Below are 24,867 nucleotides of genomic sequence, written 5' to 3' on the forward strand. Positions count from 1 at the left end.
CTTGCAGCCATTCCCGAGCGGACCTGCTTGGAAACGGGCGACACGACTTGGCGTGCCGGTGCAAAAGGCGGCCGCGCGTGGCTGGCGTAGTGGTTTCCGCTACGCCCGCGCAGCAGTCGTAGCGCGGGCGGTCGCCGCCGGGAGCGCGCCGCTGCGCCTGATCGCGGCGATTGCCGGCGCTGCCCCGACGCGGGCCGAACGCGCATGACCGACTTCGCCCTCGCCGCCGACTGGCCGGCATCGCCGCGGGTGCGTGCGCTGACCACGCTGCGCACCGGGGCCGGGACGTCGTCGCCGCCGTTCGACCGTTTCAACCTGGGCAACCGCAGCGCAGCCGACGGCGACGATCCGGCCACGGTGCAGCGCAACCGCGACGAACTCGCCGCGCGCCTGGCGCTGCCGTCGCCGCCGCACTGGCTGCGGCAGGTGCACGGGGTGCAGGTGCTGCGCTTCGAGCGGCCGCCCGCCGCGGCCGGCATTGATGCTGAGCCGACCGCCGATGCCGCGGTCACCGCGGTGCCCGGGGTGGTGCTGGCGATCCTGACCGCCGATTGCCTGCCGGTGACCTTCGCTGCCCGCGACGGCAGCGAAGTCGGCGCCGCGCATGCCGGCTGGCAGGGCTTGGCTGGCGGCGTGCTGGAAGCCACCGTCGCCGCCCTGCGCACGTCACCGGCGCAGTTGCAGGCCTGGCTGGGCCCGGCCGCCGGGCCGCAGGCGTACGAGATCGGCGAGAACGTGCGCGATGCCTTCCTCGGCCACGATCCGGCCGCGGCCAGCGCCTTCGTCGCCACCCGCCCCGGACACTGGCGGGTGGACCTGTATGCGCTGGCGCGGCAACGCCTGGCCGCCGCGGGGATCGACCCGGCGCAGGTGCACGGCGGCGGCCTGTGCACGATTTCCGACCCGCAGCGCTTCTTTTCTTATCGGCGCGACCGCCGCAGCGGGCGCATGGCGACGCTGGCGTGGATCGCGCACTGAGTACGCCGCTGTTCGCGCAGCTGCTGGGGCCGGCGTTCGCGCGGCTGCCGCCGGCGCTGCGCACGTTGCATTCGGTGCCGCAGCGGCAGCGCTACCGCGGCCAGGCCGAAGTGCGCCGCGGCCGGCATCCGTTGCTGCCGCTGTGCGCGTGGTTGGCGCGCCTGCCGCCGGCCAGCGCCACGCTGCCGATCGAGGTGACCTTCAGCGCCGACGCGCAGGGCGAGCGCTGGCAGCGCCGTTTCGGCACGCACGCGATGCCGTCGCGGCTATGGCTGCAGGACGGTCGGCTGCGCGAGCGCCTGGGCGCGGTCGAATTCGAATTCGCGCTGCGCGTGGACGGGGCCGCGATCGTCTGGAGCGCCGCGCGCGCCTGGGCGTTCGGCGTGTTGCCGCTGCCGCGGCGCTGGCTGGCCGGCGTGCATTGCCGCGAAAGCGAGCGCGACGGCCGCTATGCGTTTCTGGTCGAGGTGGCACTGCCGTGGATCGGCCCGTTCATCCGTTACGAGGGCTGGCTTGAGCCGGCCTGATCCCGCGCGCGACGCGGTGCCCGCGGCGGGCGCTGACAGCGCGATCGTGGTGTTCGACGGGGTATGCCTGCTGTGCAGCCGCTGGGTACGCTTCCTGCTGCGCTTCGACCGCCGCGGCCGCTACCGGTTCGCGTCGATCCAATCGGCCAGCGGCCGCGCATTGCTGGTCGGCAACGGGCTGGATCCGGACGACCCGCTGTCGTTCCTGTTGCTGACGCCGCAGCGTGCGTTGACCGATTCGGACGCGGCGATCGGCGTGATCGCCGGCCTCGGCGGCGCATGGCGCGTCGCGGCGGTGTTGCTTCTGTTGCCGCGACGCTGGCGCGATGCCGGCTATCGGGTGCTGGCGCGCAACCGCTACCGCTGGTTCGGTACTTCGACGCAGTGCTTCCTGCCCGATCCGGAGCAGCGGTCGCGGTTTCTGGAGTGAGCGGCGTGCGGCCGCTGCGGGTCTAGCTGCGCGACGTCGCGTCTGGACCCGCTTGCCGCATACGCCCCAGCTCAGCGGGCGCCGCGCAGCAGCGGGGTGACCTTGCCACCGCCCGGCTGCGCGCGATTGGTTTCGATCCGGAACACCGCCACCGCGGTGGCCAGGCCGCCGGCCTGTTCTTCCATGCTGCGCGCCGCGGCGGTGGCTTCTTCCACCAACGCGGCATTGCGCTGGGTCACTTCGTCCAGTTGCATCACCGTGCGGTTGACCTGCTCGATGCCGCTGGATTGTTCGGCGCTGGCGGCGCTGATCTCGCCGATCAGCCCGGTCACGCGCTGCACCGAGCCGACGATCTCGTGCATGGTGGCGCCGGCGCGGTTCACCAGCCCCGAGCCCAGCGTCACCTTGTTCGTGGAGTCCTCGATCAGGTGCTTGATCTCCTTGGCCGCATCCGCCGAGCGCTGCGCCAGCGAGCGCACTTCCGAGGCGACCACGGCGAAACCGCGGCCCTGCTCGCCGGCGCGAGCGGCCTCGACTGCGGCGTTGAGCGCGAGGATGTTGGTCTGGAACGCGATCCCGTCGATGACGCTGATGATCTCGCCGATGCGCCGCGACGAGGTGCTGATCGCGCTCATGGTGGCGACCACCTCGTCCATCACCTTGCCGCCGGACTGGGCGATCTCGCCGGTGCCGTGCACCAGGCCGTTGGCCTGCTGCGCGTTGTCGGCGTTCTGCTTCACCGCCGAGGTCAGTTCCTCCATCGAGCTGGCGGCTTCCTCCAGGCTGGCCGCCTGCTGCTCGGTGCGGTCGGACAGGTCGGTGTTGCCGGCGGCGATTTCCATCGCCGCGCGGCGGATCGCCTCGACCGCGCCCTGGATGCCGACGATGATCTCGGTCAGCTTGGCCACGGTGCGGTTGGTGTCCTCGCGCAACTGCGCGAACACGCCCTGCGCGTCGCCGTCGACGCGATGGGTGAGATCGCCTTCGGCCAGCGCCGCCAGCGCGCTGGCCAATGCCGCCAGGTTGCTCTCCACCGAATCGGAGATGCGGTTGACGCCTTCGGCCAGCGACTTGAGCACGCCATCCATCGACGCGGTATCCAGGCGGCGGCTGAAGTCGCCATGCGCGGCGGCGTCGATCACCGCGGTCAGCGCCTGCTCGGCATTGACCTGCGCGGTCACCTCTTCCCACTGCGCGATGGTGCCCAGGCGTACGCCGTCGGCGCCGGTGATCGGGCTGTAGACGAAGTCGATCTGGCGGCCGAAGAACGGCGCGCGCACGCGCTTGGAACCGGTCAGCGCGCGCATGCGGTCGATCGCGGCTTGGCTGTCCGGATAGATGTCGCCGATGCTGCCGCCGACGAACTGCTCGGCGCTGAATTCGGGGCGGAAGCTCTGCACGTCGGGCTCGATCGCGCGCAGCATCTGCAGCAGCTTGCGGTTGGCGAAGTGCACGCGGCCGTCGTCGTCGGCGATGCGGACCATGGTGTCCAGGTCGTCCAGCGCCTGGAGCACGAAGCGGCCGCGGCGTAGTTCAGCCTCGGTCTCGGCCTGGCGTGCGGCCAGCCGCGCCTGCGCCGTCTGTATCGCGCGCAGCAGCGCGGCGTCGGCCGCGTCGCCGGCGGGTTCGAGGCGTTGCTCGAAGCGGCCTTCGCCCAGCGCCTGCACCGCCTGCAGCGCGCGCTGCGACGGCGCCGCGCGCCGCGTGCCGGCCCAGGACAGCGCCGCCACCAGCAGCGCCGCGGCGGCCAGCGCCGGCGCCAGACGCGCCAGCGCCGGCCCGTTCGGCCCGAGCTGGCGGCCGAGGTGCAACGCGTACAACGCCATTGCCAACAGGCCCAGCGCATAGGCCAGGGCGAACAGCAAGGCGCGCGGGGGCAGGCGCGAGCCGCCGATTGGGCGAGGGGATGCGGCGTCTGGCAAGGTCATGGCGGCTACCGGCTGGAGAGATCGGCGCAATTCGTGCGCGTCGAAAAATAGATGAATGTGCCTTCCAGTATCGGCCGGCAGGGTCTCGGGCTTGACCGCGGTAAAGACCGCTCGTCGGAAATATCGCGCCTGAATAGGCGAGATAGGTCGCTGAAAACACTGTATTTTTTGCTGCAGTGCAATAGACCGCCCGGCGACGGCTGCGCCCGCAACGCGGACATGCGCGAACGCGCCGCCGCTGGCTGGCAGCGCTCCGGGCACAAAAAAACCGGCCGTCTTGCGACGGCCGGTCGGGTCCAGCGGAAGCGGGCCGACGTTACTTCGCCGGCGCGGCGTCCGGCAGGGTCCAGGCGATCACGCTGTCGCCGGGCTTGGTTTCCATGCGGTCGTGGCCGCCGATCGCGGCGACGATGTACTGCTTGCCGTTCACCGTATAGCTCAGCGGCGCGGCCTGCGGGCCGGCCGGCACCCGCACTTCCCACAGCAGCTTGCCGGTCTGGGTGTCGTAGCCGCGCAGGAAGTTGTCCAGCGCCGCGCCGATGAAGGTGACGCCGCCGCCGGTGGCTAGCGAGCCGCTGTTGTTCGGCGTGCCCAGCTCGAACTTCATCTTCGACGGGATGCCCATCGGGCCCTGGTCGTAGCCGGTGCCCAGCGGACGCCGCCAGATCACCTGCTGGGTGCGCAGGTCCACGCCGGAGACGTAGCCCCATGGCGGGGCGATGCATGGCGTGTTCAGCGGCGACATCCACGGTTCCTTGCGCGCGCCGTAGGCCAGGCCTTCCTGCGCCATGTAGCCGGGGGTCTTGCTCTTGCCGTTGAACACCGAGACCACGCCCAGTGCGTTCATCTCCTGCCGCGGGTAGACGTGTTCGGTGTAAGGCAGGCGGTTGCTGTTCATCACCATGATGCCGCGCTGCAGGTCCACCGATACGCCGCCCCAGTTGATGCCGCCGTGGTTGCCGGTGAACGACAGCGATCCCTGCAGGCTGGGCGGGGTGAACATGCCTTCGTAGCGCAGCTGCTTGAACTGGATGCGGCAGGCCAACTGGTCAAACGGGGTGATGCCCCAGGCGTCGGATTCGACGATGGTCTCGTAGCCCTTGCTCGGCGCGCCGACGGTGTTGGGCATGCCCGGCGACACCGGCTGGGTCTTGGCGGTCCAGTCGCCGTGGTCGGTGCCCTGCGGCACCGGCAGTTGCTGCACCGGCATGATCGGCTTGCCGGTCTCGCGATCGAGCACGAACACCTGGCCGGACTTGGTCGCCTGGATCACCGCCGGGCGCGTGCCGCCGCCGGGAACCGGGAAATCGACCAGGTTCGGCTGCGGGCCGATGTCGTAGTCCCACAGGTCGTGGTTGACCGTGCGGAAGTGCCAGCGCTCCTTGCCGGTGGCCGCATCCACGGCGACCAGCGAGGCGGTGTATTCCTCTTCCTGCGGGGTGCGGCCCTTGCCGAAGAAGTCGCCGGAGGCGTTGCCGGTGGGCAGGTAGACCAGGCCCAGTTCGTCGTCGGCGGCCATCAGCGACCACACGTTCGGGGTCGAACGGGTATAGGTCTGACCGGCCGGCGCCGCGGCGTCGATGGACGGATTGCCCAGGTCCCAGGCCCAGCGCAGCTGGCCGCTGATCGCGTCGAAGGCGCGCACCACGCCGGACGGCGCATCGCGTTCCTGGCCGTCGCGGACCTGGCCGGTCGGCTGGATCACCACGCCGCGCATCACCACCGGCGGCGAGGTCGGGCCGACGAAGCCGGGCTTGGTGTTGCCGGTGTCCTTGTTCAGATCCACATAGCCGTGGTCGCCGAAGCTCTCGCACAGCTTGCCGGTGGCGGCGTCGAGCGCGCCCAGGCGGCCATCGACCATCGGCCAGAAGATGCGCTTGGCGCATTCGGCGACCGGGGTGGTGGCCTCGAAATAGGACACGCCGCGGCAGGTGGTGGCGGCGACGCCGGCCATCGCCTTGGGGTTGGTCTTGGGATCGAAGCGCCAGCGCTCCTTGCCGGTGCTGGCCTCCACCGCGATCACCTTCTGCGTCGGGGTGCAGATGTAGACCAGGTCGCCGACCTTCAGCGGGGTGTTCTGGAACGCGTAGCCGAGCTTGGAGCCGGCGGGCTTGAGGTCGCCGGTATGGAATTCCCAGGCGATCTTCAGGTCCTTGACGTTGTCCGGGGTGATCTGCGCGCCGGGGCTGTAGTGGTTGGACAGGTTGGAGCCGGCGTAGGCGGTCCAGTTGCCGGCGTCGTGGTTGGCGGCGACGTTGCCGTCGGGGCTGCTCACCGTGGTGCGGCTGAAGGCGGCCTGCGGGCGTTGCGCGGCCAGCGCGGGGTCGGCCAGTTCGACGGTGCGCGGGAAGAACAGCGGCACGAACACCAGCAGCGCGCCGAGGACCGGCAGCACGCCGGTGACCAGTGCATACCCCAGCCCGGACAGCGGCGCCAGGCGCCGGCGCGCGACCTTCCAGAACGGCAACAGCAGCAGGCCCAGCACCGAGATCATCGCCAGACGCGGGATCAGCGCCCAGCCGTCCAGGCCGACTTCGGCCAGCGCCCAGGCGATGGTCGCGGCCAGGGTCAGGCCGAACAGCCACAGCCCGGCGCGGCGGCCGAGCGCCAGCAGCACGCCGGACACGGCCAGCGCCAGACCGGCCAGCAGGTAGTACCAGGAGCCGCCGGCGGCGACGAGTTGGCCGCCCATCGCGGCCAGGGCGGCGCCGATCAGGGCGATGACCACGGCATAGGCGACGAACAGCCAGCTGCCGGGTCCGTGTTTCGGAGAATGAGCGTTCATGGAATAGGGTCTGCAGAAGATCCGGCGGCGCCATGCTGGCGCAGGGAGATCGTGGAGGGGATCGAGCGCTGGTTCGGCTGCATCGGCGGCGACCTGGCGCTCAACGAGCACGCCACGCGCCCCTCCCAGGGTTCCGATGCGCGGCGTATGGGAAGCAATTTTAAAGGGATCCGCGTGGGCGTTCCGTGACCGCGCAGAAACCTGCGTTCTGCATGCGGTGGCGTGCCTGCCGCGAGCGGCGACAACCGCCGTGGCAGGCGCGGATCAGCGTCGCTCCAGCGCCTGCAGATAGCGCTGCCGCCACACGCCGATGTCGTTCTTGCGCAGGTGCTCCATCATCGTCTGCCAGCGTTCGATGCGCTTGGCCTTGGGCAGCGAGGCAGCGGTGGCGATCGCATCGGCGACGCCGTCCAGGTCGTGCGGATTGACCAGCAGCGCTTCCTTCAGTTCGTCGGCGGCGCCGGCCAGCAGCGACAGCACCAGCACGCCGGGATTCTCCGGGTCCTGTGCGGCCACGTATTCCTTGGCCACCAGGTTCATGCCGTCGCGCAGCGGCGTCACCAGGCCGACCTGGGCGGCGCGGTAGAAGCCGGTCAGGGTGGCGTGGGTGAAGTTGCGGTTGACGTAGCGCAGCGGCGTCCAGTCCGGCTCGGCGTGGCCGCCGTTGATGTGCCCGGCGATCTGTTCGAGCTGGTTGCGCAACTGCTTGTATTCGGTGACGTCGCCGCGCGAGACCGGGGCGATCTGCAGATAGGTCAGGCTGCCGCGCTGGTCCGGATGCCGCTCCAGGTAGCGCTCGAAGCCGAGGAAGCGTTCGGGCAGGCCCTTGGAGTAGTCCAGCCGGTCCACGCCGATCGCCAGTTGGCGATCGCGCAGGCTGTTGCGCAGGTCGCGCACCGCCGGCTTGGCCACCGCCGCGCGCGCCTGCTGCGCGATCAGTTCGGTGTCGATGCCGATCGGGAATTTCTCGGCGCGGAAGCGGCGCCCGCCCGGCGCTTCCAGCACGCCGTCCTTGATCACCTTGCCGCCGCCGAACAGGCGCACGTAGGCCTGGAAGCGGTCCACGTCGCGCTGGGTCTGGAAGCCGACCAGGTCGTAGGCGTAGAAGCCGGAGAACAGCCGCGCATGGTCGGGCAGGGCCTGGATCAGGTCGGCCGAGGGGAACGGCACGTGCAGGAAGAAGCCGATGCGGCAGCCGATGCCGCGCTCGCGCAGCAGCGAGGCCAGCGGGATCAGGTGATAGTCGTGGATCCACACCGTGTCGTCTTCGCGCAGCAGCGGCGCCAGCTTCTCGGCGAACATCGCGTTGACCCGGCGGTAGCCCTCGCGGGTGGCGCGGTCGTAGTCGACCAGGTCCAGGCGGAAATGCAGCAGCGGCCACAGCGTGCGGTTGGCGAAGCCGTTGTAGTACGCGTCCAGATCGGCGCGATTGAGGTCCATGGTGACGAAGCGGATGTCGCCCTGGGTCTGCTCGTGCATCGCGCCGCTGTCGCCGCGCACGGTCTTGCCGCTCCAGCCGAACCACACCCCGCCGCGTTCCTTCAACGCGGCGAGCAAGCCCACCGCCAGGCCGCCGGCGCGGTTCTCGCCGGGCAGGGCCACGCGGTTGGATACCACTACGAGTCTGCTCATGAAGCCTCCTGCCAGCTGCGCGACAATCGCATCGCGGCGATGATCAACCCGACATGCGAGTAGGTCTGCGGGAAATTGCCCCAGGCCTCGCCGTTGTCGAAGGCTAGATCCTCCGACAGCAAGCCCAGGTGATTGCGGCGCGCGAGGATGCGCTCGAACAGCTCGCGCGCTTCGTCCTTGCGCCCGATCGCGGCGAGCGCGTCGATGTACCAGAACGTACAGATTGTGAAGCTGGTTTCCGGCGCGCCGAAATCGTCCGGCGCCACGTAGCGGTACAGCGCGTCGCCGTGCTTGAGGTCGCGGCCGATCGCCTCGACCGTGGCGACGAAGCGCGCATCGTCCGGGGCGATGAAGCCGATGTCGGCCAGCAACAGCAGCGAGGCGTCCAGGCGATGGCCGTTGAAGGTGTCGGTGAAGTGGCCGCGCTCGGCGCTCCACGACTCGGCCAGCACCCGCGCGTGGATGCGGTCGGCGCGTTCGCGCCAGTACGCCACGCGTTCGTCCAGGCCCAGCCGCGCGGCGATCTTGGCCAGGCGGTCGCAGGCGGCCCAGCACATCGCGCTGGTGTAGGTGTGCACCTCGGCGCGGCCGCGGAATTCCCACAGCCCGGCGTCGGGGACGTCGTGCAGCGCGAACGCGTGTTCGCCCAGCGGTTCCAGGCGCAGGAAGGTGTCCTTGTCGCCGGGATCCTTCAGGCGCAGGTCGAAGAACAGTTGCGTGGACGCCAGCACCACGCTGCCGTACACGTCGTGCTGCTTCTGGATCCAGGCCAGGTTGCCGCGCCGCACCGGGCCCATGCCGCGGTAGCCGGCCAGCGACGGCACTTCGTGTTCTTCCAGCGCCGCCTCGAAGCCGATGCCGTACAGCGGCTGCAGGCTACCGTCGGTGGTGGCGATGTTGAAGATGTAGCCGAGGAACTGCTCCATGGTGCGGGTGGCGCCGAGCCGGTTCAGCGCGCGCACCACGAAGGCGGCGTCGCGCAGCCAGCAATAGCGGTAGTCCCAATTGCGCGGGGTGTCCGGCGCTTCGGGGATGGAGGTGGTCATCGCCGCGATGATCGCGCCACTGTCCTCGTACTGGCATAGCTTCAGGGTGATCGCGCTGCGGATCACCGCGTCCTGCCAGTCCAGCGGCACCGACAGGTAGCGCACCCACTCGCGCCAGTATTCCTCGGTGCGTTCCTGCGCTTCCTGGATGTAGCCGGTCAGCGAACGGGTCAGCGATTCGTCCACGCCGAGCATCAGGTTGACCGGGTGACTGAGCACGAACGGCAGTTCGTCGCGGATGAAGCGCACCGGCACGTCGGTGGTCAGGCGCAGGGTGAAATCCGGCAGCAGCCAGCGCACGTGGTTGCTGCCCCAGGTGCTTTCCGGCTTGCGCGCGCCCCAGTCGGCCAGCGGCCGCGCCAGCACGCGGATGCGCGGGTTGCCGGACAGCGGCCGCACCTGGCGGATGATGCTGACCGGGCGGTAGAAGCGGCCGTTGTTGCGCCAGCGCGGCGCGAAGTCGATCACTTCCACCGCGCCGCCGTGCGCGTCGCGCAGCACGGTGCGCAGGATCGCGGTGTTGGCCAGGTAGTGCTGTTCGCTGTCGGCGAAATCCTCCAGCTCGATGCTGAAATCGCCGCCGTCGTGGTCGCGCGGGGACAGCAGCGCGCAGAACGCTGGGTCACCGTCGAACGCCGGCAGGCAACTCCACACCACGCGGGCCTGCTTGTCGACCAGCGCGCCGAAACTGCCATTGCCGATCACGCCGAGGTCGAGAGTGGGGGAGCTCATGGAGGAAGCGGATCCTTGTGCGCGGTCGGGGAGGGGGCGAAGCGGGGCGTTGCCGCTGGGCGCGGTACTCATGCGGCGTTGTCGCGCAACCAGGCGTGTACGCCGTGCGGATCGGGCAAGGCGTACGTCGCCGCGCTGTGGTCGCGCGTACCGACCAGCACGCTCCAGCCGCCGGCGGCATTGGCCGCGGCGAAGCCGAATTCGTCGGTGAGGTCGTCGCCGACGAACACCGGGCGGCGGCCCTGGAATGGCGGCTGCTGCAGCAGCGCGGTCAGCGCCAGGCCCTTGTCGCTGCCCTCGGGCACGAACTCGACCACGTGGTCGCCGGGCTGCAGGCGGTAGCCGGGCAGCGCCTCGATCTGTGACTGGGCGAAGGCCAAGACCTGCGCGCCGGCTTCCGGCGCGGCGCGCCAGTGCAGCGCCAGGCTGGCGCCCTTGTCTTCGACCAGCACGCCGGGATGTGCCTGGCGCAGGTGCGCGGCGCGTTGGTGTAGGCCGTGCAGCCATTGCGAGGTATCGGCCGGCATCGCTGCGCGGGCATTGATGTCGCTGCGCAGTTCATGGCCGTGCAGGCCGGCGGCCGGCAGGCGCAGGGGCGCGAACAGCGCGTCCAACTGCGCCAGCGGGCGGCCGCTGACCAGTGCCAGCGCGCCATGCAGGCGGTCGCTGATGCGGCCGATCGCCTCGCGCACCTCGGGCAGCAGGTGCACGCCGTCGGGACGATCGGCGAATTCGATGAGGGTGCCGTCCACGTCCAGGAACAATGCGCAGGCATCGTCCAGGCGCGGCGGCGGCGGTCGGAGGGGGAGCGCGTCTGCCATCCGTTCATGATGAACGAGACAGCGTTAGGGCCAGGTGGAGTGGCCGGGATTGGGGGAGTGGCAGGGGCGAACGCGTGCCCAACTCGTGCCGACCTTGCAGGACGAAGAAGCGCACCCGCCCGCCGAACTGGAGGAGCAGGACTGCCTGGGCGTCATCCAGTCAAGCACCGACCAGGCTGCGACCGAAGCCAATCGCTATGACGACTGCCGAGACATCCGGCCTGGGCATTCCCAAATAAGTTTCATGCGGACTGTAATGCCGTGCTTCCCGGCTTGGGCGCAAATTGCACTTAGTAGGAAGACCGCTGCACGATTCCCAAATGAAGCGTCTGCGCACCCCGATTTCGCTGCACTGTTAACACTTGCATTCTGTGCGCTTCTCTAAATGGCTTGTCGCTCGCTTTCAGCGACAGCCGATGTCTTCTGCTTCCAAGCCGGCATGCCGCGCCTGGTGTGAGCGGCATGCCAGGCGCGATGACCAGGCCGCAAGCGTCCATGCCATCGCGCCAACCCGCAGCTTCTATCGGCTGCCTTGGGTCGTCTCCCGTCGTAGACAAATTGAAATTTCCGAGCCCATTCCAATTGTTTGCAGAAGTGCTCGCTAGTAGCGTTTTTCCGCCGGTTTGGCTGTCAGTCTGGCCGCTGCATGGCCAAGTTGGATAGTGGCTAATTTATTCCAACTCGTAGAGAAGGAGTTCTTATGAAATGGCAATTGACTGTCGCCTGTATGGTGTTGGGCCTCGGTATTTTTTTGGGCGATTCCGCCTCGTCGCAGGCGGCCCAGGTCGGCGATGGCGCCGCCGAGGATGTGGCCGCGCAGCTCAGCAGCAACTATAACGAGCAACAGAAAATCCTTCGAAAAAATGCTCCAGTGCATTCAGCGGCACAGCTTGCCGCGTACCTAGCTGGGCCCAAGAGCAGCGATTCGCCGCTCGATTCGCTTTCTCCCGCAGCGCGTGCGCGTTTCGTCGACTCGCTCAAGTTCAACGAAGGCGGCGTCACGTCGTTCTACTACGCCGACATCGAGTCGGAGCTGACCGGCAGCCAGGCATACGCGCTGTTGTCGCTGTTCGGCTTGCAGGGGACGCTGCAATTCATGCCGAACATCCGGGTCGACAGCGACAGCGACCGGGAGATCATGCGCGCCTTCGGTAGCGGCACGCCGGGCATTCCGCTCCCTGAGGACCATAACGACTACTGGTGCAGCGGCCGCGCCACCTGCTCGCGCAATATCGGTTCAATTTGCACGGGTAACTGCTGATGCGATTTGCAGCATGCGTTGGTGCCGCCATCTTCTGGGTGGCGGTGCTTTTCGCGTCCGCTGTATCCGCTGCGCCTGGGGATGCGCCTGCCGATACACTGTATGGGCAGTTGGCCGACTTGAACGCACAACTGCGTGGCGAGACCGGACAATCGCGCGGCGATGCGGTGGTGCGCCTCTATCGCCGGCTGACCGCCGATGTTCATCCGTGCACTCAGGCGGCGGCTGGCGATTTCAACAACGATGATCTCTTCAGGGCAACGGCGTTCGCGGAACTGTATTCCCTCGATGCCGCCGACGTCGACGCACTGGGCTGCCTGTATCGCAAATTGGCGGCTGCCGGCGTTTCGACCAACTGGCATGCGCAAGCCTATGCTGGCGCACTGGCGACCGTCTCGCGCTATGCCGAAGCCAACGCACTGCGTCAGCGTGCCGCGGCGCCAGGCTTGCCGGTGTTGCCGCAGTTGAAGGTTTCTTGGGCCGATGCCCGCCAGGGCTGGCGCATGCTTTCGATACAGGATCGTCTGCATGCACAGGTGCAGGCATGGAATCCGGACGCCCACCGTGCGCATATCGTTGCCGTGGTCCATCCGGCTTGCGCCTTCTCGGTCCGTGCCTTGTCGGAGATAGACCAGCGAGCGGAACTGCATTGGCTGCGCGACAATGTGCTGTTGGTCGTGCCGCCAGATGCATCGCTGCCACTCGACGGCATCCTTGCCTGGAACACGGCGCATCCGCGCCTGCCGATGCACCCAATGTACTTGCGTGCGGACTGGAAGGCCTTGGCCAGTCTGGATACGCCGACCTTCTACGTGGTTCGCGACGGACAGGTGCTCGAGTCTTTCGAGGGATGGCCGAACCCGGCAGGCGTGGCTGCGTTGCAGGCAGCCGTGTCGCGCTGACGGCGACACGGCTGTCAGCGCGCGATAGGGTCCGCGGCTGCGGCAACCGGCATGGAGAGCGGAAGCCAACATGCCGCTTTGCCGGATCCCCGGCGCTCACGTCGACGTATTACCCGCCGACGTGAGGCGCTCTTGCGAATCCCCAATCCCCAATCCCACCTTCGTCAGAAGGTAAACCGCACCCGCCCATAGTAATAAGCGCCATTGCTGCCGACCGGCGACAGCACGTCGTAGGGCAGGTTGCCGAAGTAGTAGATGTCGGTGTTGGAGCGGTCGGAGTAGTTGTCGGTGAGGTTCTGCCCGCCCAGCGCCACGCTCCACTGCGCGGTGATGTGGTACTCGACCTCGGCGTCGAGTTGCCACTCGGCGCCGTAGGTCTGCCGCGGCACGAAGCCGCCGCCGAAGTCGAACACGCGGGTGGCGCTGCCGTAGCGGCTGACCCGGGTCTGTAGCGCCCAGCGGTCGTTGTTCCAGTTCACCGCGAACTGGGCGCGGGTGCGCGGCGCGGCGTCGGTCAGGGTGTTGCTCTCCTCCACGCCGAACAGCACGTAGTCCGGATTCAGCGCCAGCAGCTGCGGCGGCGTGGCGACCAGGTTCTTCAGTTCGGTCTTGGCGTAGCTCCAGGTGCCGGTCAGCTGCAGTTGGCCGTCGCCCAGCGCCTGCCGCCAGTTGCTGACCAGTTCCGCACCGCGGGTGCGGGTGTCGGCGGCGTTGACGAAGAAGCTGGCGCTCTGCAGGCCGGTGACGCCGAAGTTTTGCGCCACGAATGCGGTCAAGGCATCGCCGCCGATGTCTTCGGATAGCGCGATGCGGTCGTCGATGTCGATCTGGAACAGGTCCAGCGACAGGTCGAAGTGCGGACCGATACGGCTGGTGAAGCCCAGGCTGTAGTTGACCGACTTCTCCGGCTTCAGTTCCTTCGCGCCCAGCGCCTGCGCGATCGGGTTGTTGACCGACAGCAGCCGGCCCTGCAGCAACTGGCCGGCCGCGTCGTAGCCGCTGGAGGTGGCTTCGTAGCCGATCTGGCTCAGCGACGGGGCGTGGAAGTTGTTGGAGATCGCGCCGCGCAGCGCGAACGCCGGCACGAACTCGTAGCGCGCGGCCAGCTTGCCGGTCAGTTCGCCGCCGAAATCCTGGTAGTGCTCGTAGCGCGCGGCCAGGTCGGTGGAGAACTTGTCGCCGAACTGGCTGGACACGCTGGCGTAGGCGCTGGCGACGTTGCGCGACAGGTCGGCGGCATCCTGCGGGGTCAGTCCGCCGCCGGCCTGGGCGCCGGTGGGGCGATCGGTGTAGGCGCCGGCGGCGTAGCTGGCCGGGTCGCCGGGACGGGTGCGGTAGTGCTCGCGGCGGAATTCCACGCCGCTGCCGACGGTGTGGGTGGCGCCGGCGGCGTCGAAGCTGCGGCTCAAGTCGAGGTTGGCCACGCTCTGTTCGAAGGCGTAGTCGCCGGTCTTGAAGCGGGTCGGGCTGCCCGGGCCGAGCGAGGCGTTGAGCGAATTCTTCAACCGGTAGGTGAAGTCGTTGCGGCCGTAGTCGAAACTCGCGTCGTAGGCCCACTCGCCCCATTGCCCGCGCGCGCCGACCACGCTCTGGATGTCGCGGTTCTCGCCCAGCGACACCGGGCGGTAGCCGTTCGGGTAGATCTCGGTCCAGTTGGCGTCGCTGTCGGGATAGCGGAAGTAGTTTGCGCCCTGCGTGTCGCGCTGGTTGTAGGTGCCGAAGAAATAGAACTCGCTGCTCTGGCCGAACGGCAGCTTGCCGTTGATCCAGGCGTTGAGGTCCTTGCTGGCGCCGTCGCCGAGCACGTAGTTGCGCTTGCCGGCCAGGGCCAGGTTGGCCGGCGTCTGCGCCTCGAACGGCGGGATCTGGTCGTAGCCGGCGCGGTTGGTGCCCTCGCGGTTCTTCAATTCCAGGCCGACCTTGAAGAAGCCGCCGTCGTCGCCGAGGCGGGTGCCGACCTTGGCGCTGGCGTAGCCGGTCTGGCCGTCGGTGACGGTGCGGTCGATCGGCTTCACGTCGGTGTGGTTGGCGCCGAAGCTGGCCTCCAGCGCGCCGCTGTCCGGATCGTCGTCGAGGATCACGTTGATCACCCCGGCCACCGCGTCCGAGCCGTACTGCGCGCCGGCGCCGTCGCGCAGCACTTCGATGCGCTTGATCGCGCTGATCGGGATCGAGTTGAAGTCCACCGGGGTGGTGCCCTTGCCGATCTTGCTGTCGGTGTTGACCAGCGCCGAGGTGTGGCGGCGCTTGCCGTTGACCAGCACCAGCACCTGGTCGGGCGAGAGCCCGCGCAGCTGTGCGGCGCGGATGTGGTCGGCGCCGCCGGAGTTGGACTGGCGCGGGAAGTTGAACGACGGCAGCAGCGCCTGCAGCGCGCTGCCCAGTTCGCCGTTGACCACGCCGGCCTTGCGGATGTCCTCGGCGCTGAGCACGTCCACCGGCGCGGTGGACTCGAGCACGGTGCGGCCGCTGGCGCGGGTACCGGTGACGATCACCGTGTCCAGATTGGTCGCGGTGCCGGGATCGGCTTGCTGGGCCAGGGCGGGGGCCGACAGGGCCAGTGCGATGGCCAGGCTCAGCGGGCGGGCGAACGGATACGACATGGGGGCTCTCTCCTGCGGTGACGCAAAGACCGCTGCAGCGGTCGTCCGTGCCGCGCAGGCGGAATAAAATTCGGGTACATCCATCCGGATGAAGCGATATATTATCTTATCGTTAACGTGGCGGCGAGCCGTCCGTGCCACCGCGTTCGGCATGAGCTGATGCCCGGCGGTTATCGGGCGCGCGCTGCCGCGGTCGCCTACCATCGCGTCCTTCCGTTCCGTTTCCGAGACTTGCCGATGCTGCTGCGTGCCCCCTTGCTTGCCGTGTTCCTGGCCCTGACCGCCTGCGCCAGCGTGGCGCCGTCCGCTTCCACCGCGCCGGCCAAGGTCGCTGCCGCCATGCAGGGCGATGCCGCGCGACCGGCGCAGGCCAGCGGCTGGGTGCGCAGCGAGCTGTACTTCGGCGTCGGCGAGGAGAGCGGCCCGGCCGATCGCCCGCAGGCCGAGCCGATCAGCGAGGCGCAATGGCGCGCGTTCCTGGACAAGCAGGTCACCCCGCGTTTCCCCGATGGCCTGACCGTGTTCGACGCCTACGGGCAGTGGCTGTTCCGCGGCGCCAAGGAGCCGAACCGGCTCAGCACCAAGGTGCTGGTGATCCTGCACGAGGACACGCCGCAGCGCCGCGCCGACATCGAAGCGATCCGGCTGGCGTGGAAGCAGGCGACCGGGCACCAGTCGGTGCTGTGGGCGCGCTCGCCGGTGGAGGTGTCGTTTTGAAGCTGGGATTCGGGATTGGGGATTGGGGATTCGGAACAGCGGGGCGGTGACGTTTTCGATCCGCCGGGACGATCTGTCTGGTGAGGCGGTGCGCGCGTTGCTCGCGTATCACCTGCAGCAGATGCATGCGCAGTCGCCGCCGGGCAGCGTGTATGCGCTGGACCTGTCCGGATTGCAGCGTCCGGATGTGACCGTGTGGAGCGCCTGGCGCGGCGAGGCGTTGGCCGCGGTCGGTGCGTTGCGCGTGCTCGACGACGGCGGCGGCGAACTGAAGTCGATGCGCACCCATCCGGATTTCCTGCGCCAGGGCGCGGCTGCGGCGCTGCTGGAGCACATCGTGGCCGCCGCGCGCGCCGCCGGCCTGCACCGGCTGAGCCTGGAGACTGGCAGCGGCGCGGCGTTCGAGGCGGCGCTGGGCCTGTACCGGCGACGCGGCTTCCGCAATGGATCGGCGTTCGCTGATTACGTGCCGAGCGCGTTCAACCAGTTCCTGCATCTGACGCTGTAGCCGCGTCGCACGCGCGCAGGCCGGGATGCTGCATCCCTGTTCGCGCGCCAATCCGCAAGCGCCGCTTCCATTACCATCCATCGATCCCTCACCAAGCCATCGCCCGCATGCCCAGCACTGCTCCTGTTTCGTCGCGCCCGCGCTGGTTCGTCGCCGGCGACCTCAACGGTTTCTTCGGCCTGGTGGTCGACAACCTGTCGATCCTCGGCTTCATCACCCTGGCCTTGGTCGGCCTGTTCCAGTTCCCGGCCGAGGTGATCTATACGCGGATGATTCCCGGCACCGCGTTCGGCGTGCTGATCGGCAACCTGCTGTACACCTGGATGGCGCGCCGGCTGGCCGCACGCAGCGGGCGCAGCGACGTCACCGCGATGCCGCTGGGCCTGGACGCGCCGACCAGCATCGGCATGGCGCTGCTGGTGCTCGGCCCGGCGTTCGTGCGCTACAAGCAGCAGGGCCTGGACCCGCAGGCCGCGGCGCTCGCCACCTGGCACCTGGGCATGGCCGCGCTGGTGGTGATGGGCCTGCTGAAGACCGTGCTGTCGTTCTTTGGCGACGCGGTGACCCGCGCGCTGCCGCGGGCGGCGCTGCTCGGCTCGATCGCCGGCATCGCGCTGGTACTGATGGGCTTCCTGCCGCTGCTGGAAACGCTGCGCGCGCCGCTGGTCGGGCTGGTGGTGCTGGGCCTGCTGCTGTACGTGCTGATCGCCAAGGGCCGGCTGCCGTATGGCCTGCCGGGCGTGCCGCTGGCGCTGGTGCTGGGCACCGCGCTGTACTACTGGTCGAACGCGGCCGGTTTCGGCATTCCCGGCTACCAGGCGCCGCAGTGGGTGGCGCCGCAACTGGTGTTGCCGTGGCCGAGCCTGGGGTTCGTCGCCGGCCTGGCCGACACCGTGCCGTTGCTGCCGCTGTTGCTGCCGTTCGGCCTGCTGATGGTGGTGGGCGGCATCAACGTCAGCGAAAGCGCGCGTGCCGCCGGCGACGACTACCGTACCCGCGACATCCTGCTGGTCGAGGCCTGCTCGACCCTGGTCGCCGGCGTCTGCGGCGGCGTCGCCCAGACCACGCCCTACATCGGCCAGCCGGCGTACAAGCACATGGGCGCGCGCAGCGGCTATACGCTGCTGACCGGACTGTTCATCGGCCTGGGCGGCATGCTCGGGCTGGTCGCCGGGCTGGTGCAGTGGCTGCCGCTGGCGGTGCTGGCGCCGATCATCGTGTACGTGGCCATCGACATCACCACCCAGGCGTTCCAGGCCACGCCCAAGCGCCATGCCGGGGCGATGGTGCTGGGCTTCCTGCCGTCGGTGGCCTATCTGCTGGCGATCAAGGCGCCGGGCTGGATCCCGGCGGACAAGCTGGCCGCGCTGACCACCACGCTCGACGGCCACGGATTGCCGGAACTGGCGGTGATCTTCACCCTGGGCAACGGCTTCATCATCACCGCGATGCTGTGGACCGCGGCGGTCGCGGCGATGGTCGATGGGCGCCTGCGCCGCGCGGCGGTGTTCCTGCTGGTGGCGGCCGCGCTGACGTTGTTCGGGCTGATCCATTCGGTGGATCAGCGCGGCGGCATCTACCTGCCGTGGACGCTGAACGGCCTGCCCAAGCTGATCGCCTGGCAGTTCGTCGGCGGCTACGTGGCGCTGGCCGCACTGCTCGGCCTGCTGTCGCTGCAGAAGCCGCGCGCGGTGCTGGTGGACTGAGCGTTCCGCGACCGGCATGCTCGTCCACCCAAACGCAACACGGACGTCGCCCATGACCCCACGATTCCATTCTCTGGTTGGCCTTGCCCTGGCGACCCTGCTGCTGGCGCCGGCCGCGTCGGCCGCCTCCTTCGATTGCGCCAAGGCGGCCAGTCCGATCGAGCGGCTGCTGTGCAGCGACGCGACCCTGGGCCACCAGGACGAGCAACTGGCCAACGGCTACGCCGCACTGCTGCAGAGCGCGCCGCGTGCCGAGGTCGCATCGCTGCGCAGCGCGCAGCGCGCCTGGCTCACGCAGCGCAACGCGTGCCTACAGCAGGCGCGGCCGGCGGCCTGTGTGCAGCGCGCCCTGCAAGTGCGGATGCAGCAGTTCGACACACAGACCGCCGCACAGGCGGCACGCCTGGACCGCATCGTCGCCGGTATCCCGGCCGCACCGGGGGCCGCCGCCGCGCAGCTGCGCGACTACGACGGCGGGCTGGCCTCGGCGTGGCTGGTCTATCTGCAGCGCTTCGAGCCCGGCGCCGGTGTGAGTGCCGATGAAGCGCGCAAACGCTATGCCAGTGCCGCCGCCGCGTTGCGCGCACAGGACGATTTTGCCGCATCGCTGCTGGACGATATCCGCAAGGATCCCAAGGAACCGGCGGGCAAGGCCGAGTTGATTCTGCTGCGCAACTGGATCGAACTCAGCGGCTACGACGGGCTGTCGCGGCCGTACGTGCATTGCTTCGTATTCGTACGCCAGGGCGAACTGGCTTACGCGGCGATGGGGCCGTTGTACGGCTCCACCCGCGACGGCAGCGCGCCGCTGTGCGCGCCACAGGGCGGCCTGTTCGATCTGCCTGCCTGGAAGCAGTTGCAGGCGGCGTTCGAGCCGGCGATCGGCAATGCCTCGCAGAACGCCGGCACGATCCGCTTCGCCAGCTATGCGGGGTGGAGCGCGCAGGAGCTGCGTGCGACGCTGTCGCCGCTGGATTTCCTGCAGGCCGCGAAGGTGCCGTTGGCGGCCGATCCGGCGCCGGCCATCGGCGCCATGCACGACGACAAGCTGTGGCCGTCCGCTGCGCGCAAGGCCGCGCTGGCGGCATTGCCGGCCGCGCGCGCCGCGACCGCGGCGTGGCTGCGGCAACACAAGGGGCTGCCGCCCAAACAAGCCGATGCCGTCGCCGCAGCGATCGTCGCCGACTGGGCCGGCTTGCGGCTAGGATTCATCGACGAAAATACGCAGGATCAGTAGCGTGCAGGCAGCGACGGGGTGTGCGCAGCGGTCGGCCGACACGGCGCCGCTGACGTCGCTGCGCCGGGCCTGGCTTAACGCAGCCGCACTCGCTGCGGAACCTCGGCGGCTGCGGCGGGTCACAGCCCTGTGTTCCCGACGAGACCTGGATGCCGATGCAAACCCAACAATCGCGCTGGCCTTGGGTGCTGGTGGCGTTCGCGGTGCTGGCCGCCGCGGCGTGGCTGTTCCGCGACAATCTGCGCGGGCTGATGCCGCCTTCCGCGCCATCGTCCGCCGCCACGGCGCCGGCTCCTGCAGCGAGCGCGGCGCCGCCCGCGCCCGTGGCGGCACCGGCAGCATCGCCGCCGCCGATCCAGCATCCGATCGATCCCGCCGCCGCGGCCGATGCGGCGATCCCGGCGCTGGCCGACAGCGATGCGGCGGCGTGGGCCGAACTGGCGACGCTGGCCGGCAGCGACGCGCCGCTGGCGCTGTTGATCCGCGACCACTTGATCCAGCGTGCGGTGACGATGATCGATAACCTGCCGCAGCGCCGCGTCGCTGCGCGCACCCTGGCGCTGAAGCCGGTGCCCGGGCAACTGCAGATCAGCACCGATGCCGCCGGCACCAGCGCCATCGCCGAGGCCAACGCGCAACGCTACGCCCCGTACGTGCAGGCCTTCACCCAGGCCGATGCCGGCGCGATGGTGGCCGCGTACCGGCGCTTCTATCCCTTGTTTCAGCAGGCGTATGTGGAGCTGGGCTATTCCAAGGGCTATTTCAACGACCGCCTGGTGCAGGTGATCGACCATCTGCTGCAGGCGCCGGTGCCGGCAACGCCGCCGGCGGTGGTCGCCGATGCGCGCACCGGCAAGTACCGCTTCGTCGATCCGGCGCTGGAGTCGCTGTCGGTCGGACAGAAGGCGCTGCTGCGCCTGGGGCCGACGCAGGCCGAGGTGGTGCGCAAGCAACTGCAGGCGATCCGTGTGGCGTTGGTGCGGACCTGAGGGCTGTTGGCTCGATAGGCACACGCCTTGCCGGTGGCAACACTGGACCGCAGCGACGATGCGGCTGACATGCGCGCACCAGCGGGCACCCCAGGCCCCATGTAGGAGCGGCTTCAGCCGCGACGAACGCAGCCTGTAAGCCGGCCGATTCCGGAAACGGTCGGGGCTGAAGCCCCTCCTACAGTGCACCCGGCCAGCGCACGCACAGCTCGTGTAGGAGCGGCTTCAGCCGCGACGAACGCAGCCTGTAAGCCGGCCGATTCCGGAAACGGTCGGGGCTGAAGTCCCTCCTACAGTGCATCCGGCCAGCGCGTGCTCAGATCCTGTAGGAGCGGCTTCAGCCGCGACAAACGAAGACGGCAACCGCATGCCGTCGACCAAGTGTCGATGCCGAAGGCCTGCAGTCATCACCCATCCAGCTCCGGATAACGCCGGAAAATCCCGTTGTCGTTGAACGGCAGGCGCCGCTCCGACGCCAGATACGCGGCGATGGCCGGGCGTTCGGACACGCGCTGCTGCAGCGCGCGCAGTTGCGGCAGCTTCGGCGAGAGCTTCTTCATCGCGCTGGGGAACGCGTAGTCCAGTCCGCTCATCAGCTGGAACAGCGACAGATCCACGTAGGAATGCTCGCGCAATGCATGGCGCCCGCCGCCCTGGCTCATGACCTGTTCGAAATAGCCGAGGAACTTGGGCAGCCGCTGCCTGCGCAGGTCCTCGGCGCGGCGCCGCGCCTCCGGCTTCTGGTCTTCGTAGTACAGCGCGCTGCCGATGGGATGGTGGCTGTCGTGGATCTCGGTCACCAGGTCGGCGATGGTCAGCTGCAATTGCAGCGCCTGCATGCGCCGCGACTCGCTGTCCGGCACCAGCCCCAGCGAGGGACCCAGGTAGTGCAGGATGTTGGCGACCTGCGCGATCACCAGCCGCCCGGCCTTCAGGAACGGCGGCGCGAACGGCCGCGCGCCCGGCTGCTCGCCGTCGAGAAAGGGCTGCAGCACCGCGTCGCCTTCCTCGCGGGCGACGTCGCGGTAGGCCGCGCCGGCATCCTCCAGCGCCAGTCGCACGAACTCGCCGCGGCCCTGGATGCCGGTCCAGTAGTAGAGGTCGTAGTGCATTGCGGCTCCTGTGCGGGAAGGTTCGAACGCCGAGGGTAGGGGCTGTAGCGGTAGCGGCGTGTGACCGTGCTGCGACTGGGCCAGGGAACCGCGCGCAGGATTAGGGTGCTGTGCCGGCCAGCGGCCCCGGCATGGCACGCGCGCATCGCAGCCGTCGCAGCGCACGGCGCGGAGCCCTTCGCCATGCGGTCCGCCAGGCGGCGCAGACGTATACAGACAGCCCCGCGGCCTTGAAACATGCCGCGCCAACCGCATTTGACTAGCATGCCGGCGCGGCCGGCCCCCTTTCCAGAGGAACTTCCCGATGCGGATGGACAAGCTCACGTCGCGTTTCCAGCAGGCGCTGGCCGACGCCCAGTCGCTGGCCGTGGGCCGCGACCACACCATCGTCGAGCCGGTGCACGTCTTCACCGCGCTGCTCGACCAGTCCGGCGGCAGCACCCGGCCGCTGCTGGCGCAGGCCGGCGTCAACGTGCCGGTGCTGCGCGAGCGGCTGGGCGAGGCGCTGGACAAGCTGCCCAAGGTCAGCGGTCAGCCCGGCAACCTGTCGATCGGCAACGATCTGAGCCGGCTGCTCAACCAGACCGACAAGCTGGCGCAGCAGCACAACGACCAGTTCATCGCCAGCGAGTGGTTCGTGCTGGCCGCGGCCGACGATGCCGGCGCGCTGGGCCTGGCGCTGCGCGCCGCCGGCGCCGACAAGAAGAAGCTCGAAGCGGCCATCGACAAGCTGCGCGGCGGCGAGACGGTGCAGTCTGAAGGCGCCGAAGACCAGCGCCAGGCGCTGGAGAAATACACCATCGACCTCACCGCGCGTGCCGAGAGCGGCAAGCTGGATCCGGTGATCGGCCGCGACGAGGAAATCCGCCGCACCATCCAGGTGTTGCAGCGGCGCACCAAGAACAACCCGGTGCTGATCGGCGAACCCGGCGTCGGCAAGACCGCCATCGTCGAGGGCCTGGCCCAGCGCATCGTCAACGGCGAAGTGCCCGAAGGCCTGCGCGGCCGCCGCGTGCTGTCGCTGGACATGGGCGCGCTGATCGCCGGCGCCAAGTTCCGCGGCGAGTTCGAGGAGCGGCTGAAGGGCGTGCTCAACGACCTGTCCAAGACCGAAGGCCAGGTCATCCTGTTCATCGACGAACTGCACACCATGGTCGGCGCCGGCAAGGCCGACGGCGCGATGGACGCGGGCAACATGCTCAAGCCGGCGCTGGCGCGCGGCGAGCTGCACTGCATCGGCGCCACCACGCTGGACGAGTACCGCAAGTACATCGAAAAGGACGCGGCGCTGGAGCGGCGCTTCCAGAAGGTGTTCGTCGGCGAGCCGACGGTGGAGGACACCATCGCGATCCTGCGCGGACTGAAAGAGCGCTACGCGGTACACCACGGCGTGGAGATCACCGACCCGGCGATCGTCGCCGCGGCCACGCTGTCCAACCGCTACATTGCCGACCGCCAGCTGCCGGACAAGGCCATCGACCTGATGGACGAGGCCGCCAGCCGCATCCGCATGGAGATCGACTCCAAGCCCGAGGAACTGGACCGCCTGGAGCGGCGCCTGATCCAGCTCAAGATCCAGCGCGAGATGCTGAAGAAGGAAAAGGACGAGGCCTCGCGGCAGCGTCTGGCCGATCTGGAAAGCGACATCGACAAGCTCGAGCGCGAGTTCTCCGACCTCGACGAAGTGTGGCGCTCGGAGAAGGCCACCTTGCAGGGCGCGACCAGGATCAAGGAGCAGATCGAGCAGGCGCGGGTCGAGCTGGAAGCGGCGCAGCGCCGCCAGGACTACGCCAAGATGAGCGAGATCCAGTACGGCCTGCTGCCGAACCTGGAGAAGCAGCTGGCCGCGGCCGGCGATGCCGAGCATCACGATTTCAAGCTGGTGCAGGACCGCGTTACCGCCGAGGAGATCGCCGAGGTGGTGTCGCGCTGGACCGGCATTCCGGTCAACCGCATGCTCGAGGGCGAGCGCGACAAGCTGCTGCGCATGGAGGACGAACTGCACCGGCGCGTGGTCGGCCAGGAAGAGGCGATCAAAGTGGTGTCCGATGCGGTGCGACGCTCGCGCGCCGGCCTGTCCGATCCGAACCGGCCCAGCGGCTCGTTCCTGTTCCTGGGCCCGACCGGCGTCGGCAAGACCGAGTTGTGCAAGGCGTTGGCCGAGTTCCTGTTCGACAGCAGCGAGGCGATGATCCGCATCGACATGAGCGAGTTCATGGAGAAGCATTCGGTGGCGCGGCTGATCGGCGCGCCTCCGGGCTACGTCGGCTACGAGGAAGGCGGCTACCTGACCGAGGCGGTGCGGCGCCGGCCGTATTCGCTGATCCTGCTCGACGAGGTGGAGAAGGCGCACAGCGACGTGTTCAACATCCTGCTGCAGGTGCTCGACGACGGGCGCCTCACCGACGGCCAGGGCCGCACCGTGGACTTCCGCAACACCGTCATCGTGATGACCTCGAACCTGGGCTCGCACCAGATCCAGGAACTGAGCGGCGACGGCTCGGCCGAGGCCTACACGCAGATGAAGGCGGCGGTGATGGGCGTGGTGCAGGCGCATTTCCGCCCGGAGTTCATCAACCGCCTGGACGACATCGTGGTGTTCCATCCGCTGGACAAGGCGCAGATCAAGTCGATCGCGCGCATCCAACTGGGTGGTCTGGACAAGCGCCTGGCCGAGCGCGGGCTGAAGATCGAACTCAGCGACCGCGCGCTGGAACTGCTCGGCAACGTCGGCTTCGATCCGGTATACGGCGCGCGGCCACTGAAGCGCGCGATCCAGTCGCAGCTGGAGAACCCGTTGGCGCAGCAGATCCTGTCCGGGCAGTTCCTCAGCGGCGATACCATCCATGTCGGCGCCGAAGGTGGGCGCCTGACGTTCGAGAAGACCTGAGGCACGGCGAAGCGCTGTTTCGCTCCCTCGCCGTCAGGTCCGCGAAGTCGACGCCGGCCATCA

18 protein-coding genes are annotated in these 24,867 nt (G+C 68.9%); 11 read left to right on the forward strand and 7 right to left on the reverse strand.

The features are described from left to right. Window positions 1-204: 204 nt before the first annotated feature. From pgeF to HEP74_RS05360, 3 genes are read left to right on the forward strand one after another with little or no spacing between them, the layout of a single operon-like run. Complete coding sequence (gene pgeF / locus HEP74_RS05350) at window positions 205-978, forward strand: peptidoglycan editing factor PgeF (protein ID WP_185815521.1); 774 nt, start codon at window positions 205-207, stop codon at window positions 976-978. Beyond that, window positions 963-1,505, forward strand: a complete 543-nt coding sequence (locus HEP74_RS05355; RefSeq protein WP_255423682.1) for a DUF4166 domain-containing protein — start codon at window positions 963-965, stop codon at window positions 1,503-1,505. The genes pgeF and HEP74_RS05355 overlap by 16 nt, the downstream gene beginning before the upstream one ends. Next, window positions 1,492-1,935: a thiol-disulfide oxidoreductase DCC family protein gene (locus HEP74_RS05360; RefSeq protein WP_185815522.1), complete on the forward strand. Its 444-nt coding sequence runs from the start codon at window positions 1,492-1,494 to the stop codon at window positions 1,933-1,935. The genes HEP74_RS05355 and HEP74_RS05360 overlap by 14 nt, the downstream gene beginning before the upstream one ends. 71 nt (window positions 1,936-2,006) lie before the next feature. Here the strand turns inward: HEP74_RS05360 and HEP74_RS05365 are convergent, their stop codons facing one another. From HEP74_RS05365 to otsB, 5 genes are all read right to left on the reverse strand, one after another. Further along, window positions 2,007-3,863, reverse strand: coding sequence for a methyl-accepting chemotaxis protein (locus HEP74_RS05365; RefSeq protein WP_185815523.1), 1,857 nt, complete (start codon window positions 3,861-3,863; stop codon window positions 2,007-2,009). A 316-nt stretch (window positions 3,864-4,179) separates the two neighbouring features. After that, window positions 4,180-6,609: a membrane-bound PQQ-dependent dehydrogenase, glucose/quinate/shikimate family gene (locus HEP74_RS05370; protein WP_185816513.1), complete on the reverse strand. Its 2,430-nt coding sequence runs from the start codon at window positions 6,607-6,609 to the stop codon at window positions 4,180-4,182. Between the two features lie 303 nt (window positions 6,610-6,912). Continuing rightward, window positions 6,913-8,280, reverse strand: a complete 1,368-nt coding sequence (gene otsA, locus HEP74_RS05375) for an alpha,alpha-trehalose-phosphate synthase (UDP-forming) (RefSeq protein ID WP_185815524.1) — start codon at window positions 8,278-8,280, stop codon at window positions 6,913-6,915. Beyond that, window positions 8,277-10,058: a glycoside hydrolase family 15 protein gene (locus tag HEP74_RS05380; RefSeq protein WP_185815525.1), complete on the reverse strand. Its 1,782-nt coding sequence runs from the start codon at window positions 10,056-10,058 to the stop codon at window positions 8,277-8,279. The genes otsA and HEP74_RS05380 overlap by 4 nt, the downstream gene beginning before the upstream one ends. 68 nt (window positions 10,059-10,126) lie before the next feature. Further along, complete coding sequence (gene otsB / locus HEP74_RS05385; RefSeq protein ID WP_185815526.1) at window positions 10,127-10,879, reverse strand: trehalose-phosphatase; 753 nt, start codon at window positions 10,877-10,879, stop codon at window positions 10,127-10,129. A 700-nt stretch (window positions 10,880-11,579) separates the two neighbouring features. Here otsB and HEP74_RS05390 point away from each other — a divergent pair. Beyond that, window positions 11,580-12,140, forward strand: a complete 561-nt coding sequence (locus HEP74_RS05390) for a hypothetical protein (RefSeq protein WP_185815527.1) — start codon at window positions 11,580-11,582, stop codon at window positions 12,138-12,140. A 119-nt stretch (window positions 12,141-12,259) separates the two neighbouring features. After that, window positions 12,260-13,042, forward strand: coding sequence for a hypothetical protein (locus tag HEP74_RS05395; RefSeq protein WP_185815528.1), 783 nt, complete (start codon window positions 12,260-12,262; stop codon window positions 13,040-13,042). 164 nt (window positions 13,043-13,206) lie between these two features. Here HEP74_RS05395 and HEP74_RS05400 read toward each other — a convergent pair whose 3' ends face one another. After that, a complete protein-coding gene (locus tag HEP74_RS05400; protein WP_185815529.1) occupies window positions 13,207-15,645 on the reverse strand; it encodes a TonB-dependent receptor plug domain-containing protein in 2,439 nt (812 codons plus the stop codon). Window positions 15,646-15,882: 237 nt separating this feature from the next. Here HEP74_RS05400 and HEP74_RS05405 point away from each other — a divergent pair, with 237 nt between their 5' ends. From HEP74_RS05405 to HEP74_RS05425, 5 genes are all read left to right on the forward strand, one after another. Next, complete coding sequence (locus HEP74_RS05405; RefSeq protein WP_185815530.1) at window positions 15,883-16,362, forward strand: DUF3574 domain-containing protein; 480 nt, start codon at window positions 15,883-15,885, stop codon at window positions 16,360-16,362. A 46-nt stretch (window positions 16,363-16,408) separates the two neighbouring features. Next, window positions 16,409-16,870: a GNAT family N-acetyltransferase gene (locus HEP74_RS05410; RefSeq protein WP_255427893.1), complete on the forward strand. Its 462-nt coding sequence runs from the start codon at window positions 16,409-16,411 to the stop codon at window positions 16,868-16,870. A gap of 107 nt (window positions 16,871-16,977) precedes the next feature. After that, window positions 16,978-18,576, forward strand: coding sequence for a hypothetical protein (locus HEP74_RS05415; RefSeq protein ID WP_185815531.1), 1,599 nt, complete (start codon window positions 16,978-16,980; stop codon window positions 18,574-18,576). A gap of 52 nt (window positions 18,577-18,628) precedes the next feature. Beyond that, window positions 18,629-19,813 (forward strand): lysozyme inhibitor LprI family protein, encoded by a 1,185-nt coding sequence (locus HEP74_RS05420; RefSeq protein WP_185815532.1) that lies wholly within the window; start codon window positions 18,629-18,631, stop codon window positions 19,811-19,813. 155 nt (window positions 19,814-19,968) lie between these two features. Further along, on the forward strand, window positions 19,969-20,802 hold the full coding sequence (locus HEP74_RS05425; RefSeq protein ID WP_185815533.1) for a DUF3014 domain-containing protein: 834 nt from the start codon (window positions 19,969-19,971) through the stop codon (window positions 20,800-20,802). A 407-nt stretch (window positions 20,803-21,209) separates the two neighbouring features. On the opposite strand, the gene HEP74_RS05430 is transcribed toward HEP74_RS05425, so the two are convergent. Beyond that, complete coding sequence (locus tag HEP74_RS05430; RefSeq protein ID WP_185815534.1) at window positions 21,210-21,914, reverse strand: glutathione S-transferase; 705 nt, start codon at window positions 21,912-21,914, stop codon at window positions 21,210-21,212. A gap of 304 nt (window positions 21,915-22,218) precedes the next feature. On the opposite strand from HEP74_RS05430, the gene clpB reads away from it, so the two are divergent. Next, window positions 22,219-24,804, forward strand: a complete 2,586-nt coding sequence (clpB, locus tag HEP74_RS05435; protein ID WP_185815535.1) for an ATP-dependent chaperone ClpB — start codon at window positions 22,219-22,221, stop codon at window positions 24,802-24,804. Window positions 24,805-24,867: the final 63 nt, after the last annotated feature.

Origin of the sequence: Xanthomonas sp. SS (assembly GCF_014236835.1) — a bacterium.
Classification (GTDB): domain Bacteria; phylum Pseudomonadota; class Gammaproteobacteria; order Xanthomonadales; family Xanthomonadaceae; genus Xanthomonas_A.